The 15,542-nt window shown below is 68.5% G+C and carries 13 protein-coding genes; all 13 read left to right on the plus strand.

Annotated elements, in window-relative coordinates:
• Positions 1 to 2 precede the first annotated feature (2 nt).
• From HWY37_RS04310 to tssA, 13 genes are read left to right on the plus strand one after another with little or no spacing between them, the layout of a single operon-like run.
• On the plus strand, positions 3 to 1,877 hold the full coding sequence (locus tag HWY37_RS04310) for a type VI secretion system Vgr family protein (RefSeq protein WP_175207650.1): 1,875 nt from the start codon (positions 3 to 5) through the stop codon (positions 1,875 to 1,877).
• A gap of 8 nt (positions 1,878 to 1,885) precedes the next feature.
• Positions 1,886 to 2,587 (plus strand): toxin-antitoxin system YwqK family antitoxin, encoded by a 702-nt coding sequence (locus HWY37_RS04315; RefSeq protein WP_175207649.1) that lies wholly within the window; start codon positions 1,886 to 1,888, stop codon positions 2,585 to 2,587.
• A gap of 2 nt (positions 2,588 to 2,589) precedes the next feature.
• Complete coding sequence (locus HWY37_RS04320; RefSeq protein WP_175207648.1) at positions 2,590 to 2,976, plus strand: DUF4280 domain-containing protein; 387 nt, start codon at positions 2,590 to 2,592, stop codon at positions 2,974 to 2,976.
• Between the two features lie 12 nt (positions 2,977 to 2,988).
• Positions 2,989 to 3,195 carry a hypothetical protein gene (locus tag HWY37_RS04325; protein WP_175207647.1) on the plus strand — a complete coding sequence of 69 codons (207 nt, stop codon included), beginning with the start codon at positions 2,989 to 2,991 and terminating at the stop codon, positions 3,193 to 3,195.
• A 45-nt stretch (positions 3,196 to 3,240) separates the two neighbouring features.
• Positions 3,241 to 4,113, plus strand: a complete 873-nt coding sequence (locus HWY37_RS04330; RefSeq protein ID WP_246302181.1) for an ABC transporter substrate-binding protein — start codon at positions 3,241 to 3,243, stop codon at positions 4,111 to 4,113.
• Between the two features lie 22 nt (positions 4,114 to 4,135).
• On the plus strand, positions 4,136 to 5,410 hold the full coding sequence (locus HWY37_RS04335) for a dicarboxylate/amino acid:cation symporter (RefSeq protein ID WP_175207646.1): 1,275 nt from the start codon (positions 4,136 to 4,138) through the stop codon (positions 5,408 to 5,410).
• 9 nt (positions 5,411 to 5,419) lie between these two features.
• Positions 5,420 to 6,121, plus strand: coding sequence for a cysteate racemase (gene cuyB / locus HWY37_RS04340; protein ID WP_176087938.1), 702 nt, complete (start codon positions 5,420 to 5,422; stop codon positions 6,119 to 6,121).
• Positions 6,118 to 7,545 carry a dicarboxylate/amino acid:cation symporter gene (locus tag HWY37_RS04345; protein WP_176087939.1) on the plus strand — a complete coding sequence of 476 codons (1,428 nt, stop codon included), beginning with the start codon at positions 6,118 to 6,120 and terminating at the stop codon, positions 7,543 to 7,545. Before cuyB ends, HWY37_RS04345 begins: the two co-directional genes overlap by 4 nt.
• On the plus strand, positions 7,545 to 8,033 hold the full coding sequence (locus HWY37_RS04350; RefSeq protein ID WP_175207643.1) for a hypothetical protein: 489 nt from the start codon (positions 7,545 to 7,547) through the stop codon (positions 8,031 to 8,033). Before HWY37_RS04345 ends, HWY37_RS04350 begins: the two co-directional genes overlap by 1 nt.
• A 58-nt stretch (positions 8,034 to 8,091) precedes the next feature.
• On the plus strand, positions 8,092 to 9,423 hold the full coding sequence (gene tssK, locus HWY37_RS04355; RefSeq protein WP_176087940.1) for a type VI secretion system baseplate subunit TssK: 1,332 nt from the start codon (positions 8,092 to 8,094) through the stop codon (positions 9,421 to 9,423).
• A 21-nt stretch (positions 9,424 to 9,444) separates the two neighbouring features.
• A complete protein-coding gene (locus tag HWY37_RS04360) occupies positions 9,445 to 10,188 on the plus strand; it encodes a DotU family type IV/VI secretion system protein (protein ID WP_176088059.1) in 744 nt (247 codons plus the stop codon).
• A gap of 42 nt (positions 10,189 to 10,230) precedes the next feature.
• Complete coding sequence (locus tag HWY37_RS04365) at positions 10,231 to 14,361, plus strand: type VI secretion system protein (protein WP_176087941.1); 4,131 nt, start codon at positions 10,231 to 10,233, stop codon at positions 14,359 to 14,361.
• Entirely contained in the window at positions 14,358 to 15,536 is a 1,179-nt protein-coding gene (gene tssA, locus HWY37_RS04370) for a type VI secretion system protein TssA (RefSeq protein ID WP_176087942.1), read from the plus strand. The genes HWY37_RS04365 and tssA overlap by 4 nt, the downstream gene beginning before the upstream one ends.
• The last annotated feature ends 6 nt before the right edge of the window (positions 15,537 to 15,542 follow it).

The following is a 15,542-nucleotide window of genomic DNA, read 5'->3' on the forward strand; positions in this document are numbered from 1 at the left end:
CCATGGCCACCGACCAGACTCAAGCCAATTGGTTCGCCTCGGTAGCCACCCCGTTCGGCAAGGACGTCCTGCTGCTGGATTCCTTCAGCGGGCGCGAAGCGATGTCGGAGCTGTTCCGGTTCGATCTCAGGATGCGGTCGGCCAACAAGGCGCTGGATGCGCGGGCCATCGTCGGCAAGGCGGTCACGGTGACCTTGCAGCGTCCGCGCCTGAGGCCTCGCTACTTCAACGGGATCGTGACGCGCTTCGTGCATCTGGGCGCGGATCGCGGGCATGCCTACTACCAGGCCGAATTGCAGCCGCGCCTGTGGCTGCTGACCCTGGGGCGGGACCGGGTCATCCACCAGAACAAGACCGCGCCGGAGATCATCAAGGAAGTGCTGGGACGCTACGAGGTGGCGTTCGAAGCCCGGCTGGGAGCGGGCGCCTATCCGCAGCGTCCCTATTGCGTGCAGTACGACGAAAGCCCGTTCGACTTCATTTCCCGCCTGATGGAGGAGGAAGGAATCTTCTACTTCTTCGACGGCGCCGATGGCAAGCACACGCTGGTGCTGGCCGACAGCCCTGCCGCGCACCCCGTGAACACGCACGCGGCCCGCCTGCAGTGCGCGCTGGACGAAGACCACGCGGCCGATCCCGACCGCGTGCAGACCTTCGAGATGGCGCACGGCATCGTGGCGCCGGGGCACGTGCTGGCCGATTACGACTATCTGACGGCGACCACCTCGCTTGCCGCTACGCGCAAGCCGGCGCTGTTGCCCGGGGCCCGGCACTACGTCTATCCCGGCAAGTACGCGGACGCGGCGGACGGCGACCGCAAGGCCGCCATCAGGCTGGCGGCGCAACAGGCCGATGGACAGGTGGGCAACGGCGTGAGCGGATGCCATGGCCTGTCCGCGGGGTCCCGCTTTGAACTGGCCGGCCATCCGGACAATGCCTTGAATGTTCAGTACGTCCTGCGGGCCGTCATGCACGACGCCACCCAGGAGCGGTACCGCAACCGCTTCGAAGTGCAGCCCGAGGCCGTGCCGTTCCGTCCCAGGCTTCTTACGCCGCGGCCCCAGGTCACGGGGACGCACACGGCCCGGGTCGTGGGACTGGCGGGCGAGGAGATCTGGACCGACGCGCACGGACGGGTGAAGCTGAAATTCCATTGGGACGACGGTCCGGCGCGCGACCAGGACAGCTCCTGCTGGGTCCGCGTGTCGCAGACCCTGGCCGGCCAGGGCTGGGGGCACTGGTTCCTGCCCAGGGTGGGGCAGGAGGTGGTGGTGAGCTATGTCGACGGAGATCCTGACCGGCCGCTGGTGACCGGCACGGTCTACAACAAGCAGCAGACCTTGCCGGTGCAGCTGCCGGCCGCGCAGACGCAGAGCGTGATGCGGTCGCGCTCGTCCAAGCGCGGGGTGGCGGGCAATGAAATCCGCATGGAAGACAAGCTCGACGCGGAAGAGCTGTACCTGCACGCGCAGAAGGACATGCGGGTCGCCGTCGAGGACGCACTCGCGACGGAGATCGGCGGCGACGAAAGCCGCATCGTCAAGCAGGGCGATCGCCGCATCGAGGTGCAGAAGGGCAAGGAGTCGCATCGGGTGAAGGGCGCGCGCAGTGTCGAGGTCGGCGGCGACGAAACGCACGCCAACCGGGCGGCCTTCAGCCAGGACGTCGCTGGCAACTACACGCTGAAGGTCAGCGGCAATCTCGTCATCGACGTCACGGGGTCCATCAGCTTCAAAAGCGGATCGACGTTGACGGCGCAAGCCGGAACGACGCTCAGCACCAAGGCGCTGACGATGGAACACAAGGCGACGGCGACGCAGACCGTCGATGGCGGCGGCATGTTGGCGCTCAAGGGCGGCCTGGTCAAGATCAATTGAGGCGCGACATGCATAGCCCCGACATCTCACCGCCCGAGGCCCGGAACGAAACCCGGATCGTGGAAGAGCTGGACGAGAGCGGCCGTCTGGTGGCGCGCAGCGCCTGGCAGAACGGCGTGGCGCAAGGCCTGTTGACACGCTATGGCGCGGACGGAGAGGTGCTGCTGCAGGCGGAGTTCCAGCAGGGTTGCCTGTCCGGCACGCTGCGGGTGTACGACGAACGGGGCGGATTGCTGCGCGCAGCGTCCTACGCCGGCGGCAAGCTGCACGGCGAAGTGCTGTCCTACCGCGATGGAAAGCTGGCGTCGAGCCAGCGCTATGAGCTGGGAGTCTTGCACGGCGCATGCGTGTCATACGCGCCATCCGGCCTGGAGACGCTGCGGCAGAACTATCTGGCGGGCAAGCTGGATGGCGTGGCCGAGTACCTGCAAGATGATGTGGTGGTTCGCCGCGAGACCTATAGCCTGGGCGTGCTGGAGGGTGAAACGCGTGATTACGCGCCGGACGGCGCGTTGCAGGCAGTATCGCCATACCGCGCAGGGGTGTTGCACGGTATCGCCCGCCGCTACGGCCCGGATGGCGCGGTGCTGGCCGAGCGCCGCTATGTGAATGGCGTGCCCGCGCAGCCTTGGCGCCTCCTGGCCGAGGTCAGCGCCGAGCCTGCGCCTCCCACCCTGGGCGCGCGGCTGGAAAAGTGGGTCAGGGGATAGCCATGGCCTTGCAAATCACTACCGGCTCGGCCGTGATGTGCAGCTTTGGCGCGGCGCCGTCGGTGCTGAACGTGATGCCGGCGGGCGTGCTGGCGGGCGCGCTGCCCGCGGCCACCATCATGGATCACGCGCCCATCGCCAACGTGGCGCCCTTCGGCATGTGCAGCTGCCTGGGCAACCCGACGGTCGCGGCCGCCACCGCCGCGGCTGCGGGCGTCCTGACGCCCATGCCTTGCATGCCCGCGACGCCGGGACCGTGGCTGCCGGGTTCACCCACCGTGCTGATCGGCGGAAAGCCCGCCTTGCAGGACGCGTCGATGCTGATGTGCGTCTGGGGTGGGGTGATCCGGATCACGGCGCCCGCGCAGGTCACGACTTTGGTTCCCTGAGGATCTGAACGCATGTCTTACGTATTCTCCCTGACCCCTCGCATGTTGACCGTCACGCTGGCCTGCGCCGGCCTGCTCTGTGTCCTGTTGTTCCTGCTGGGCTTCCAGATCGGAGCCCGCCTGTCGGAACCGCCGGCGCCGCCGCCGGGCATCGCCGCCGCTGCGTCCGCGACGAGCGACGGCGATGCCGCGGTGCCCAAGGTGGACCGCCATGACTGAGTCCCCGGGTTTCTTCCTTTGGCTATCAACAGGCCGGAGTCTTGCATGCAGCACCTATTGAAAGTGATTTCCCGGTCCGCCCGCTGCGCCGCGCTGGCGGCGTTCTTCTGCGTGGCGTCGGCAGTGGCCTGGAGCGCAGCCGCGCAGGCCCAGACCGGCGTGGTCCGCATGGACAACGGCGTGCTGCTGGCGCCCGAGTTCGCCCGGATCATCAACCGGGGGGAGCTGGTGGTGGCATTGCTGGGGGTGGACCAGCCTCCGTTCTTCGAAGAGAAGAACGGCAAGCTGAGCGGTTTTGACGTGGATTTCGCGCGCGAGATCGCGCAGAAGCTGGGAGTGCGGGTGCGCTTCAACCGCCAGGCCCAGACCTTCGACGGCGTGGTGACCCTGTTGGCCGAAGGCCAGGCGGACGTGGCCATCAGCAAGCTGTCGCGCACCCTGTCGCGGGCGCGGGTGGTCAGCTTCAGCGCGCCGTACCTGTCGCTCAAGCGCGCCCTGTTGCTGAACCGCGTCAAGTTCGCGCAGTTGGCGCGCGGCCGCTCGGTGCCGGAGGTGATCCGCGCCTACACCGGCACCATAGGCGTGGTGGCCAACTCCTCGTATGCAGACTACGTGAAGGCCAATTTTCCGCAGGCCGACGTGCGCCAGTACCCCACTTGGCCGGCCGTGCTGTCGGCGCTGGACAGCGGGGAGGTCACCGCCGCCTATCGCGACGAATTCGAGGTCAAGCGCGTGCTGAAGATCGACCCGACCGCCTCATTGCGGCTGCGGGTCGTGACGCTGCAGGACCTGGAGGACACCCTGGGCATGGCGGTCAATGCCTCGGACCAGGCGCTGCTGGGCTTCATCAACCTGTACCTGGCAGACCGCAGCGAGCGGTTCGACGTCAACGTGGTCCTGCAGGCCACCAATCACTGAGGCAGGCGCAAGCTGGATCATCATGACTCTGAAACGACTCTACGCGATTGTTCTGAACCCTTGGCTGGTGCTGGGCAGCCTGGTGCTGGGCGGCCTTGCGGGGTTCTACCTGCCGGCGTTTGCCCGCAGCCTGTCGCTGATCGGCGAGGTGTACGTTGACTTCCTGAAGATGACGACCTTGCCGTTCATGATCTCGGCGGTGATCTTCAGCCTGCAACGCCTGTTCCGCGATGGCGGCGCGTCGCGCCTGTTCCTGCGCGTGCTGGCGGTGTTCGCCGGCACGGCCCTGCTGGTGGCGCTGGTGGGGGCGGCTGTCCTGCTCATCCTGAATCCGGGCGCGGACCTGTCCAACGCGACCTTGCAAGCGTTCGGCCTCATCGTCGGCAGCGATTCGGCTTCCAGCGTCACGGTGATGAACCTGTACGGCGCCGACGTGCCAGCCAAGACCCTGACCCTGGCCGACCTGCTGGGCAGCTTGGTGCCGACCAACATCTTCGCCGCGCTGGCCAGCGGCGACGCCTTGAAGTCGCTGGTATTCGCGCTGCTGTTCGGCGTGGCGGTGGGCTATGTGCCGGAGCGCATTTCGGTGGGCTTGAGCCAGGTGCTGGAAACTGTCTATTGCGCCTGCCAGAAGCTGATGCACTGGCTCAGCCTGCCCCTGCCTCTGATCCTGTTCTGCATGAGCGCCTCGCAGATGGCCAAGTCGGGCATCGAGCCCTTGCAGGCGATGACGCAGTTCGTGCTGGCGTTCTTCGCGGTGGCGGTGCTGTTGCTGGCGCTGGCGGTGGTGGTCATCTGGAAGCGCTCGAACCAGCCGCTGGCCGTCACGCTGGAGGCGCTGCGCGCGCCCTTCGCGCTGGCGCTGGCGACGCGCAACAGCGCGGCCTGCATGCCGAGCATGATCGAGAGCCTGGCGGACAAGCTGGGGTTTGCGCGGGCGCGGGTGGAATTGCTGGTGCCTCTGGCCGTTTCGCTGTTGCGGGTCGGGCCGATGGTCTATTACGTGTGCGCGACGCTGTTCATTGCGCAGCTGTATGGACGGCCGCTGGGCGTGGCCGAAGTGGCCACGGTATTGCTGGTATCGGTGCTGGCGGGGTTCGCGTCTGCCGGCATGACCGGCCTGGTGACCGTGTCGCTGATCGGCATCACCTGCGCCTACCTCGGCTTGCCGTTCGAGGCGGCCTTCATCCTGTTCCTGGCGATCGATCCGCTATGCGACATGCTGCGCACGCTGATCCTGGTGATCGGGAACTCCGCGGCGGTTTCCGTCATCTGCCCGCGGCCGTTGCGGGTATAGGGGACCGCCATGACCATGATCGGAGTGCTGGGGGGCATGGGGCCGTTGGCCACGGTGGACTTCATGGGCCGCGTCGTCCGCCTGACGCAAGGCGCGCGCGACCAGGACCATCTGCCCATGATGGTGGCGAACCTGCCTCACACGCCGGACCGTTCTTCCGCCATCCTGGGCGACGGTCTGGATCCGCTGCCGGCGCTGTATGCGGGCGTCGACCTGCTGAACCGCAGCGGCGTCGGCCTGCTGGTGGTGCCGTGCAATTCGGCCCATCATTGGTACGAACAGATGCGCCGGCGCAGCGCCGCGCCCATGTTGCACATCGGCGAGGTCTGCGCCGACGCCGTGCCGCAAGGCAGCGGGAAAGTCGCGGTGCTGGCCACGCGCGGCACGCTGGTTTCGGGCTTTTACCAGGCGAGCCTGCGCGAGCGCGGCATTGATTTCCTGGTGCCAGATGCCCTGGAGCAGGCGCGGATCAGCGCCTGCATCGCCCAAGTCAAGGCGGGAGACCTGGCGGCAGCCGCCAGACTGCTGGAGCAGGCGTTGCGGAGGCTCGAAGCCGGCGGGGCGACGGCGGCCGTGATGGGGTGCACGGAGATTCCCCTGGCTGCGGGCGCGATTCCGCAGGCGCCCATGCCGCTGATCGACAGCACGCAGGAGTTGGCGGCTGCAACCGTGCGCTATGCGCTGATGCGCGGCTGGAACGTGTCCGCATGAGCACCTTGAACCGCCTCTCCGGCAGCACCGTATTGCTGGCTTTCTGCATGGCGACGGGCGCGTTGGCGGGCGTCATGGCGCAGCCGCTGGGGCACGCCGCCTACCTGGTGGGCAAGCTCTACCTGGTGGTGGTGAACATGGCCGCCATACCCTTGCTGGTGGTGGCGATCTTCTTCGGCTTGCGCCAGGTGCTGGATCTGCCGCATCCCGGCCGTAGGATCGCGCTGACCGCGGCCCTGGCGGTGGCGCTGGTGGGCGCCTGCGCCGTGGGTGGAACCCTGCTGGGCGCGGCCGTCATGCCGGGCAAGCACCTGAACCCGCAGGAGCATGGCCAGTTGGGCGAGTTGGTTTGGCGCCAGGGCAACGCGCTGTCCGAGGACAACGTCAGCCTGCTGGCACCGCCGAATGGCGGCGCGGCAACGGGCGATGGCGCGTCGCGCCGGGAGAGCGTGATGCGAGGGCTGCTGCCCGACAACTTCTTCCGCGTGCTGGCGCAGGGGAACACGTTGGGGATCCTGGTGGCGACGCTGTTGTTCGGGCTGGCCTTCGCCTCGCTGTCGCGCGAGCGCACCGCGCTGCTCGATGGAATCTTCGAAAGCTCGTACCGGGCTTTGGGAATCATCATCGACCGCGCCAATCTGCTGATTCCGGTGCTGGCGTTTGGCGCCAGCGCCTATCTGACGAGCAACGCGCAGGCGGCCACGCTGGGAGCCATGGGCGGATTCCTGCTGTGCTTCATGCTGTCGGCGATCGCGCTGTCGGTCGCAGCCATGGCCGTGATCTCGTCCCGCGCAGGCTTGCCCTTCCTGTCCGTGCTGGCGGAGATGAAAGGGCCGCTGCTGGTCGGGTTGGCGTCGGGCAGCGCCACGGCGCCGGTCCCGCACGCCATAGAAGTCATGAGCGCGCGGCTGGGATTCAGCCGCGGCGTGGCCGAGTTGGCCCTGCCGTTCGGTGCGGTATTCCTGAGAGCCGGGGCGGCGCTGTACTTCGCCTTGGTCACCTTGTTTGTCGCCAATCTCTACGGCAGGCCGCTAGGCGGCGCGGACCTGGCGCTGGTGGCGGCGGGGGCGACCGCGGCGGCCTTCGTGTCGGCAGGGCAAAGCGGCGTGGCGAACGTGGCGTTCGCCAGCCTGACGCTGGGCCTGCTGGAACTGCCGGTGGAAGCGGCGGGCGTGCTGTTGGTGGCCATCGACCTGCTGTGCGACGGCTTGCGGACGGTGCTCAGCCTGCTGTGCGTATGCGTGGTCGTGGCCTGGGTCTCGGACGGGCTGTCGTCCGAGAGGGCGGCGGCGCGCGACGGGAGCGCGGGCCGCGCGCCTTTGCAGCTGGCATTTTCCGGCGTGCAGCTGATGCTGGTGGGCAGCTGCATGGTGCTGGCGGGATTGCTGATTGTGTTGTTGGGTATCGGGTTGGGAGCCAGGTGATGAAAGCGACAGGATGGGCGCGGCGGGCGGGGCTAGGCGGAGCATTGATACTGTTGGCGGCCCTGGCGGGATGCTCCGCGTTGGGGCTGGACTATTTCAAGGGCGAAAAGCCGGCATGGAAACAGGTCGTCGTGTCCGCGGCCGATGACGCCAACGGCGATAGCCCGGTGGCGGTCGATCTGGTGCTGGTCAAGGACGAGACCCTGCTTGCGCGCTTTGCCGAACTGACGGCAGCCAAGTGGTTTGCCGGCAGGGCCGACCTGCTCAACACCTATCCGCAGGGGTTGCGGTACGAGGGCTGGGAGGTGGTGCCGGGACAGCACCTGACCGTGCCCGGCGAGAAACTCGAAGGTCCGCGCGTGGCGGGCGCGTTCGTCTTCGCGCGCTATGCGGCGCCGGGCGCCCATCGGGCGCGGGTGGACGCGTTCAGCGGCCGGCTGCTGATCCGCCTGGAGAACAAGGGATTCACCGTGACTGCGAGCCAATGATGAGCATGCCGCGATTCTTGCTTCGCGCGCCAGGCGCGCCTGCCGGGAGGGCCGTCGCATGACGCACCTTCAACCCGTGGTGACCGACGCCGTCGAATGGCATGAAGGCATGCTGCTGGCGCCGCAGCATTTCCAGCTGCTGGCCTCGCGCGTCGACACGCTGGTGGCGTGGCAGACGCTGGCGGCGGCGCCGTTCAGCTGGGGCGTGCGCCGGCTGGTGCTGGACAACGGATTGTTGCCCGCCGGCATCGTGCGCGTGCTGGAGCTGTCGGCGATCATGCCGGACGGCACCGCAATTGCCTACGCCGCACAAGCGGACTCGGCGGAAAGACTGGAACTGGCGCTGGAGTCCCATGCTGCACAACTGGCCGACGGCCCGATGGATTTCTACCTGACCTTGCCCGCCGCCACCCTGGCGCGGCGCGAAGGGCAGGTGCGCCGCTTCCGCTCCGTGGCCGGGACGCCGGTGGAGGACCAGGTGTCCGAAGCGCCCGCCGCCGATATCTCGCGCCTGCTGCCGAACCTGGCGCTCTCGGCCGGGACGGTGCCTCCCGCGCAGTTCGTGGCGCTGCGCCTGGGATCGCTCTACAAGGACAATGAGGTCGTCAAGGTCGGCGAACGCCAGCCTCCGCTGCTGGAGGTGTGCCAGGACAATCCGCTGTGGGTCGCGGCGTCGGCCCTGGTGGGGCAGTTGCGCGGCAAGGCCGCCTTCATTGCCCGGCAGACGGCCAATCCCTCGTCCCGGGTGGACGATCGGCTGACCCAGCTGGAACTCAAGGACAAGCTGCGCAGCCTGCTGGCGGGCCTGCCGCTGGCCGAGGCCGTGCTGCGCACTCCCCACCTGCACCCATGGACCCTGTATCTGGCGCTGGCGTCGCTGGCCGGGTCGCTGTGCCTGCTCAAACCCGGCGCGATAGCGCCGCCACCGCCCGACTACGACCATGGCGATCCGCTTTCCGTCTTCACGTCCATGCTGCGCTTCCTGCGGGAAGCCAGCTCCGAGATCAACGAGGACTTCCGCCAGTACAAGTTCGACTTCGATCATGGCGCCTTCGAGCTGAAGCTGCGCCCGGAGTGGATAGGAGAGCGGCTGGTGGTCGGCGTCCGCGGGCAATCGGACCGCGACCTGCTGGCCTGGATGGCGGGGGCGGTCATCGGATCCCGGCCTGTCTATCCGTCGCTGCGCAGCCGCCGCGTGCTGGGGGCGGTCAGGCGCAACGTCGAGTACGCCGAAGAACTGGGCCTGCGTTCGGGTTCGGGATACCTGCTGTTCGAGATTCAGGTCGCCTCGGGCCTGGTACTGGGGGATGAGCCGCTGCTGATCGCCAATTCGAATGAGGGCGAAAGCGCGCAGCGGCCCCAGGAAATGCTGTTGTTCGTGAAGGGCTGAGGAGAAAAAATCATGGCGAATCTGGCACGCAACCGCCCCGACGGCGACGAGGACGACCTGGTGACCGAGCAGTTCCGCGGCTTCCTGGACGAGCTGGAGAAAGTGCGGGCACGGGTCTCGGCAGGGGGCGCGGCGTCGGCCGAAGCGGCGGCGCAGGAACTCAGCCGGCACATGCTGAGCCTGCTGGAGATCCAGACATTGCAGGCGCGGCGCGACAGCACGCGGTTCGACGCCGAGAACCTGGCCGACGCGCGCTACCTGAAGGCGGTCCTGGCCGATGAAATCCTATTGAACGCGGATTGGGCAGGGCGCGAGCGTTGGACCGCCTATCTGCTGGAATCCACGCTGTTTCGCAGCAATGTGGCGGGCGACCTGGTGTTCCAGCGTATCGAACAATTGCTGTCGGGCCGTGAGCCGTCGCGCCGCAGCATCGCGCGCCTGTACCTGTTTGCGCTGGCCGTCGGATTCCAGGGGCGCTACCGCGGCGCCGACGCGGCGCAGCGGCTGCGGGGCTACCGCGAAGAGCTGTATGAATTCGTGTATCAGCGGCGGGCAGACCTGGGCGGGCGCGACCGCGTCCTGGCGCCCGCGGCGTACTCGAACATCCTGTCGCACGTGGCGCCGCGCAAGCTGCCGACGGTCAGCCGCTGGACCTTCATTTTCCTGCTGGGCATGGTGTCGCTGCTGGCCGTGTCGGAAATCGCCTGGCTATGGCAGTCGTGGCCAGTGCGCCAGGCCCTGCATGCAGATGCCGCGCAGGACTGACGCCATGCAGATCAACCGAGACGTAAACCGGGGAGCGCTTCCATGCTGACCAGCAATCTGTTCCTACTGTCGGTCGTCGTGCTGACTCTGGTCGTGCTGGCCGTGCTGGGCATCGTTCTGTACTTCGCCCGGAATGGCGCGCACAAGAAGCCGGAGCAGGACCGCAAGGTCCTGCGGCTGCGCTCCGATTCCCTGCGCAATGCGTTTCGCCAGGCGGTCGAACTGATCGAAGCCAATATCGCCGCCCGCGGCGAACGCTACCGCATCCCATGGATCATGGTGCTGAACGAGGGAGATGGCAGCGGCGGCCTGCCCATCGCCCAGGCCGGCGTGCCCAGCGTGCTGGGCTCGGAGGCGGCGGGGCCGACCTCGACGCAGGGCATTTCGTGGAACTTCTTCGACCGCGGCATCGTCATCGATATCAAGGCGGCCTATCTGGACGCGCCGGGGCAGGACAGCAATGAAAAGCCCTGGGACGAGTTCCTGGGCCTGTGCCGGGGGTATCGCCCGCAGCGGCCGTTCGATTCGGTGGTGATCACGGTGCCCGCCAGCATGCTGCTGGCGACCGACACGGATTCGCAGCTGGAGCTTGCCCGGCGGGCCAAGCTGGCGCACCGGCGACTGTGGCTGGCGCAGAACCGGTTTGCCATGCGGTTTGCCGTTTATGTGGTGGTTACGGACTGCGAAGCCCTGGAAGGTTTCAGCGAGTTTGCCGCAGCCTTGCCGGAGCCGCTGCGGGCCAGCATGCTGGGCTGGTCTTCGCCTTACGACCTGTCCACCACCTATCAATCGGATTGGGTGGAAGCGGCCATGCGCTCCATCACCGGCGCTGTGTCGGACGCCAGCGCGGAGCTCTTCGCGGTCGACGCGGGCACGGCGGACGCGCGGGGCTTCCTGCTGTTGCCGGCGCGCATCCAGGCCTTGCAGGCGCAACTGCAACTGTACGTGGACGAGCTGCTGCGTCCCAGCGCCTACCACGAGCCGTTTTTCTTCCGGGGCATCTATCTGACGGGAGACAGCGGCGAACTGGCGGCGCGCACGATGGGGCGGCAAGCCGAGCCTGGACCGCAGGCGGAGGCCGAGGACGCCGAGCCCTACGTGGGCGGCGGCCGGGAGGGCGTGGGCCCCGCGCTGGCCGACCTGCTGCGTCAACCGGCCTTTCTGCGCGATCTGTTCGAGCGCAAGATCTTCCAGGAATACGGACTGACTCGGCCTTCGCGTTCGCAGCATCTGACCCGGCCCGTGCTGCACCGGGCGCTGCGCTGGGGCGGCATCGCCTTGCTTGGCGTGTGGGGCGGCGGGCTGGTCATCGCCACGGTCGAACTGGGGCGGCACAACGGGCCGCTGGTCGCCGCGCTGGAGGAAACGCGGCGCGACGCGCGCGAGCGCGCCGTGGCGTTGCAGCAAGGCCAGGAGCTGCCGGCGGAATGGTACCGGCGGCGCGCGCTGGCCTTGTTGACCCTGGACCAGGGGCTGCAGGTCGATTCGGCCTGGACCGTCTTCATGCCGGGGTCCTGGTCGCGCATCGACGACCTGAATCCCCGCGTGCGCGCACGCTTCGCCCGCGAGTTCGGCGAGATTGCCGTGACGGCGATCCAGCGCGAGCTGGCCGCGCGCGCCTCGCAGCTGACCGGCGTGGGGCTGGACCCGGTGAGCGGCACGCTGTTGCCGGACGGACTGTGCGCCGCGCCCGCCGTCCTGGATGGCGACGAGGGCAAGGTAGCAAGCCTGGGCATCGATGAGCAGCCCGAGCTGCGGGCGCTGCAGCGGTACGTGGCGGGCGCCGACCAGTTCGATGCCGCCCTGCGGGCCTTTCAGCGCTTGCGTCAACCGGGCGGCGGCAACGCCGACGCGCTGCGGCTGGTGGTGCGTTACGCGCTGGGCGCGGATCTGCAGGGCGATCTGGGCAATGTGCTGCCATACTTCAGCCGCGGCCGCGAACGCAATGTCTCTTACAGCATGACGCCGGCGGGCGAGGAGGGCGTGGCCGGCCTGCAGCAGGCATTCGGCTGCGCTTTCGAGAAGGCGTCGGCGCAGCTGAACCGGCGCTTGTTCTCGAACAATCCGCTGCTGCTGGCGGAGCGCGCCGTGGCGCAGTCCACGCGCCAGATCACCGACGCGACCATGAACGCGGAGGACGCGGCGCAAGTGGGCGACAGCTATCGCAGGCTGGTCGCCGCGATCACCGCCCAGCAGGACCTGCTGGCTGCCGGCAAGGGCGGATGGATGCGCCAGGCCTCGTTCACCCCCGGCGCCGCCTATGACCGCGTGATGTCCCGCGCCGCGCAGAACCGCTTGCTGGGAGCCGAGGCGGCGGCGCAGGCGCGCGAGCGCGACCGCGCGGATTTCGAGGGTTTCAAGAGCGAAAGGGCATTGCGCTTTGACGGACCGGACAGTGGCCTGCTGTGGCAGGAGAAAGAGGCGCGCTACGCGCTGTCTCCCGCCCGGCTGGCGTTGCGCGACGCGTTCGCGGGTCTGCTGGCGCAGCCTTTCATGGCGCTGCCCCGCGACCTGCAGCCGCCCGTCCTGGACGGTGCGGCGGTCATCGTCTGGAACCGCGTGCAGCTGGATCAGGCGCTGACGCTGGGCGAAGTGCGCAAGCGCTTTCTCGCGGACGGCCTGAAGAGCGTGCCGCCCGTCTTGCTGCCGGTGGTGGAACGGGCGCTGGACGTGCAGTTCGGCCGGCTGGTGTTCGACCAGACCATGGCGGCGGCCACGCCGGCCCAGGCCGATGCGGGAGAAGACAGCGCCGCCTTCACCGCCGCGCGCAATCGCCTGCTGCGGATACGCGCCTTGCTGGCCGAACTGGGCGCCAGCCGGCAGGCGGACACGCTGGACACGCTGGTGTCGCGCGACGCGATGGAGCATTTGCGCCAGGTGGACCGGCGCCTGCAGCGTTCCGAGCTGTACGCGACCCGTCTCGACGCGGAAATCGCCGTGCCGGCCGCGCGTACTTCCGTGCTGGCGATGTTCGGCGTGGCGGACGCGGCGGGCCTTGGCCCTTATCTGGACCATCAGTCTGGCCGCGCCCTGACGCTGGGCGCGGAGGCGGGGGTGTACCTGGCGGCGCTGGATCCCATCAGCGCGGCCTCGCCGCTGGCGCAGCGCTGGCGCGCCATCAACCAGGATCTGGAGCGGTATCGGCTGCGCAACCCCAACAGCAGCCTTCTGCGCCTGGAGCAGTTCGTGCAGGCGGTGGCGGACCCGGCCACGGGCGGCTGCAAGTCACGCCCGGCCGGCACGGCGCCGCCCGGCGGCGACGACTATTTCGGTGCTGTGTACGCCCGCCTGTACAGCGCGCTGCAAGGGCGTTGCAATCAACGCTATGTTTCGGACCTGCGCCAGCAATGGGAGGATTTTGCCGCGACCTTCAACGTGCTGGTGGCCGGCCGCGCGCCGTTCAGCGACGGCGCGGCCGGTCCGGTTGCGCGGTACGCCAGCGTGGGCTCCGTCGGGGGGCAGAGTCCGTCGGGATTGGCGTCGGCGGACTATGGCCAGCTGGGGCAGACGCTCAAGCGCTATGACGGCGTGGCGGGAACGTATCGCGATGCCGACGGCGAGGCGCGCGGCGCGACGCCGTCAGGCTCGGTCACGCGCTTCATCGACAACTTCGCGCAGGTCCGATCGCTGTTCGCGCCCTTGTATCCGTCGGAGGAGGGCGGGCCGGGGGGGTATGACCTGAATGTGGAGTTCCGCGCCAACCGGGGCGGCGAGTTGGCCGCCAATCAGTTGATCGACTGGACGCTGGCCATGGGCGGGCAGAGCCTGTCCCTGGGCGACGCGCCCAGGACCTTGCACTGGAATTACGGCACGCCGGTCACGCTGACTCTGCGGTTTGCCAAGGATTCGCCGCTGATCGCGATGGCCGATCCGAGACAGCCAGCTTTGACCACCGACGGGCGCATTCTGACGTGGCAGTTCAGCGACCCCTGGGCCTTGATCTCCCTGATGCAGCGCCATCAGGCGGCCGACTCCGGACCGCGCGGGGCGGGGCCGCTGCTGCGCTTCGATTTTCCTTTGGGCATGGCCAACGCGGCCAGAATGGCGCAGGTGCCGGACCTGGAAGAGGGGCGGGTGTTCCTGCGCATGGCGCTGATGCCGGCCGGCAAGAAGACGCCGCTGCAATGGCCTAACAGTTTCCCGGCGCGCGCGCCGGAATGGAGCGCGCAATGAACGGGCGTGTAGCAATGGCGGACGAGGATACGGTAATGGAGGCCTTGCTGGCGCGGCTGCCGCAGGAGGGCGGCGCGGGCATGGCGCTGCGTTATGAGCCCGTCTACCAGCAGATCCAGGAGGCGCGCCAGCAGGACGACGCCAGCCTGCCCATGGGCGATTGGGACCGGCCGCTGCAAAGAGCCGATTGGCGCCTGGTCGCGGCCCTGTGCCAGGAGGCATTGGCGACGCAGGGCAAGGACTTGCAGGTGGCGGCATGGCTGTGCGAGGCCTGGATGCGTCTGAATGGCCTGGAAGGCCTGGTGGCGGGCATCCGCGTGCTGGATGGCCTGGCCCAGCGCTACTGGGAAACCGCCTGGCCGCGGATGGAAGACGAGGACGATGCCGAGGCGCGCTGCGCGCCTTTCAGCTGGCTGGACGCCACCGTGTCGCTGGCCTGCACGCTGCATCTGCCCCTGCTGAGGATCGAGGACGGCGATCCGCCCGAGATCAATCTGTATGACTGGGAGCGCGCGCCGATCGCGCCTGTTGCCGCGCCGGATCCCGAAGCCGGCGAGGCATCGGCGGCCGTCGAGCCCGCGCTCAGCCGGGACGCGCTGATGCCGTACGCGGCGCAACCTGCCAACCGCGCGGCGCTCCAGTCCCTGCTGGAATTCGCGGGCATGGCCGAAGCCGCATGGGCCGGGCTGGAACGCGGGCTGGACAAGCGGTTGGGGCAGGCAGCGCCGAGTCTGCGGCGCACGCCCGAGGCGCTTGCGCGCCTGGCGCGCGTGGCCGGCGGCCTGCTGGCGGGGCACAGCGTCGGGCACAGCAGCAGGCCGGGGCGGGCCGATCCAGCCATGGCGAGTGCAGGCAGGATTGCGCCGGCGCTGGCGATGCCAGGCGGGACGCGCAGCGGCCACGAGGCAGATGCTGCCCATGATGCCGCCGATGCCTATGCGGGGGCCGATGCCGGCGTCGTGGCGTCGTTGGGCCAGCTGTCCAATCGCGCGCAGGCCTACCGGCAGTTGTCGCGCATCGCCGACTACCTGGCGGCGATCGAACCGCACAGTCCCACGCCCTATCTCTTGCGTAAGGCGGTGGCATGGGGCGACATGTCGCTGTCGGATCTGATGAACGAAGTTGCGCAGGAAGAAGGGGGGATGGCGCGCTATCTGTCGTTGTTGAACGGATAGCGGGGC

It is taken from the genome of Achromobacter anxifer (assembly GCF_903652925.1).
Taxonomy (GTDB): domain Bacteria; phylum Pseudomonadota; class Gammaproteobacteria; order Burkholderiales; family Burkholderiaceae_B; genus Achromobacter; species Achromobacter anxifer.

Coding starts and splice junctions, on each gene's coding strand:
- HWY37_RS04315 (WP_175207649.1), top strand. CDS start 1,886: ATGCATAGCCCCGACATCTCACCGCCCGAGGCCCGGAACGAAACCCGG.
- HWY37_RS04335 (WP_175207646.1), top strand. CDS start 4,136: ATGACTCTGAAACGACTCTACGCGATTGTTCTGAACCCTTGGCTGGTG.
- HWY37_RS04310 (WP_175207650.1), top strand. CDS start 3: ATGGCCACCGACCAGACTCAAGCCAATTGGTTCGCCTCGGTAGCCACC.
- HWY37_RS04350 (WP_175207643.1), top strand. CDS start 7,545: ATGAAAGCGACAGGATGGGCGCGGCGGGCGGGGCTAGGCGGAGCATTG.
- cuyB (WP_176087938.1), top strand. CDS start 5,420: ATGACCATGATCGGAGTGCTGGGGGGCATGGGGCCGTTGGCCACGGTG.
- HWY37_RS04320 (WP_175207648.1), top strand. CDS start 2,590: ATGGCCTTGCAAATCACTACCGGCTCGGCCGTGATGTGCAGCTTTGGC.
- HWY37_RS04365 (WP_176087941.1), top strand. CDS start 10,231: ATGCTGACCAGCAATCTGTTCCTACTGTCGGTCGTCGTGCTGACTCTG.
- HWY37_RS04330 (WP_246302181.1), top strand. CDS start 3,241: ATGCAGCACCTATTGAAAGTGATTTCCCGGTCCGCCCGCTGCGCCGCG.
- tssA (WP_176087942.1), top strand. CDS start 14,358: ATGAACGGGCGTGTAGCAATGGCGGACGAGGATACGGTAATGGAGGCC.
- HWY37_RS04325 (WP_175207647.1), top strand. CDS start 2,989: ATGTCTTACGTATTCTCCCTGACCCCTCGCATGTTGACCGTCACGCTG.
- HWY37_RS04345 (WP_176087939.1), top strand. CDS start 6,118: ATGAGCACCTTGAACCGCCTCTCCGGCAGCACCGTATTGCTGGCTTTC.
- tssK (WP_176087940.1), top strand. CDS start 8,092: ATGACGCACCTTCAACCCGTGGTGACCGACGCCGTCGAATGGCATGAA.